The sequence below is a fragment of the Bradyrhizobium sp. genome, from assembly GCF_019242285.1.
GTDB lineage: Bacteria > Pseudomonadota > Alphaproteobacteria > Rhizobiales > Xanthobacteraceae > Bradyrhizobium.
In genome coordinates, this window is record NZ_JAFAVV010000351.1 from 1 (window position 1) to 2,301 (window position 2,301).

Annotated in this window: 1 protein-coding gene and 1 pseudogene; both read right to left on the reverse strand. The window is 61.8% G+C overall.

The features are described from left to right. Positions 1-380: pseudogene (locus tag JOY90_RS13820) on the reverse strand (peptidylprolyl isomerase); the annotation flags it as partial. 70 nt (positions 381-450) lie between these two features. After that, positions 451-2,301, reverse strand: a 1,851-nt coding sequence (locus JOY90_RS13825) for an LPS assembly protein LptD (protein WP_291691682.1), incomplete at its 5' end; no start/stop codon positions are given.

Sequence of the window (2,301 nt, forward strand, 5' to 3'; positions counted from 1 at the left end):
TTCAACGTGTCGGCCCTGAGTCCCTGTTTCTCCAGCGACGCCGTCAACTGATCGGAGGTGATATGCATGCGCTGGCTCATGCTGGTATAGGCCTGGTCGATGTCGGCGACACCGGGATCGACGCCGAATTTCTTGCCCTCCTTGATCTTCAGCTTTTCGTCGATCAGCTCGTTGACCACTTCCTTGCGGTCGGGTGTCTTGTGGCTGGTGAGGAAAAACAGCTTGCTGCGCTGCTCGATGTCGTAATCGGTGATCGGCTCGCCATTGACCATGACGGCGACGGTCTGCGCACGCAACGGAGAGGCGCCGACGGACAACGACAGCACTGCAGCAAGACCCATGATCAGGGTTTGAAGGCGATACGGAAATGTGGCCGTCATGATCATCTTTGCGTCAGCCGATCCTGGTCGAAGCCTTGAGCCAAAGGCCTTATTCATCCTCGTCGGAGGTCTACGGGATGCCGATACCGGAGACCGACGAGGACGTGTTGGCGATCGTGCGCAGCCCGATCTGCAGCATGTAGGCATGGCCGAGCACGGGCGGCGCCGTGCCGGCCGAATAGCTGTACGACGTCACATAGTTGGCGGCCAGCACGAAGCAGTCATCCACATAGCCGGCGCCAATCACGTACTGGTTGAGCTTGTTGGCCTCCAGATCCCAGCGCGCTGCGCCCGTCGCAACCCAGTTCGCCGCGATCTTGATCGAACCGTTGGCGAGCAGACCCTCGCGGCGGGTCAGGTAGCCGAGCTCCGGCTGCGCCGCGTAGTTGCCATAGGTCAGGGCCACCGACCAGCGGTCAAAATTCGCCCGTGCCTCCGCTTCGAAACGCTGCACGTTCCAGGTCTGTTCGTCGAAGCGCGACCTGACGCTGAAAGTATAGGTCCGGTTCGGCGAATAATTGACCCGAGCCACGTAGTCGGCCTTCTGGGTCGCAAGACCGGAATCGACGCCGGTATTGGTCATGTCCTGCACGGCGAAGGAGTTCAGGCCGAACAGCTGGTAGGACTGGCCGAACAGCACATTGACGCTGCCGCCGCGGTCGAATTGTGTGGTCGATTGCACGCCGACATTGGCGCGTCCGCCGCCCTCGACGCGGTCATAGCCCGAGAACTTGTCGACGCTGAACAGGTTGCTCGCGTCGTACACCAGGCTCTGGGCATCCTCGTTCGGCAGCTTGCCGGCGTAGGACTCGTTCGGGCGAATGATCACCTGCGCGATCGGCTCGATCGTTGTCGAGCCCCAGGGCTGCACGTTGATGAAGGGATAGCGGTATTCGAGGCCGACGGTCGGCATGACCCGCAGCGCCGTGGTGTCCCCGGTCGGCAGGAAGTTGTTGACGCCCGGCTGGTTGGCCACGTCGGCGTTGATTGCATCGACCCTCGCGCTCACGAACGGCGTCCAGATTTCGCCGAAGGAATCCGTGAACGATTTGCGCCACTGCGCTTCGGCGGTGAATCGGGTGTAGGTTCCGGGCATGCCGCGCAGCAGGCACTGCGCGGGAATGCGCGCCATCGGATCGGCGGACGCCGTCATGCAGAGGCCGTTGGTATTCGCCAGCGTCGTGATCGGGTCGAACACGGCGTCATTGCGCGACAGGTTGACGAAGTTCGTGTTGTAGGAAACCTCGCCGCCGAAGATCGGGTAGTTGAAGACGTTCGAATAATCCATCACCGGGTAGACCACCGGCACTTGCTGCTGGTTGCCCGAGAAGCTGAGATAGTAGATCGTGCGCAGGTCGAAGTAGCTGCGGTTGCCGACGCCGGTCAGATAGAGCTGCGAGATCGCTTCGGTCGGCAGGCTCAGAAACGAGTTCAGCGGATCGCGGTATTGCGACAGCCGGTAATCGGACATGAAATAGTAGTCCGACAGCGCGACGCCGTCCCAGCCCCAGACCCATTTGTCGTTGATCGCGAACTGGCCCTTGGTCTCGACGCCGCCGCGGAACTGGCGATCGCCGGGCTGGCCGGCGAACGCGCCGGGATCGAGCTGGTCGATGCCGTAGGCACGGATCTGATAGGCGCCGTCGATCAGGCGCTGGCGGAACTCGGCCTGGAACAGCACGCCTTGCCGCGTGGTGATGCGCGGCGCGAAGGTCGCGTCCATATCCGGGGCAATCGACCAGTAATAAGGAATTTCCGTCGCGAAGCCGTAGGTCGAGGCTTCGCTGTAACCCGGCATCAGGAAGCCGCTCTTGCGCTTCACCGTCGGATCGGGCGTCGAGAAAAACGGCATGTAGGCGATCGGCACGCCGTAGAATTCGAGCTGCGCGGTCTCGAAATACAGCATCTTCTCGTTCTGGTC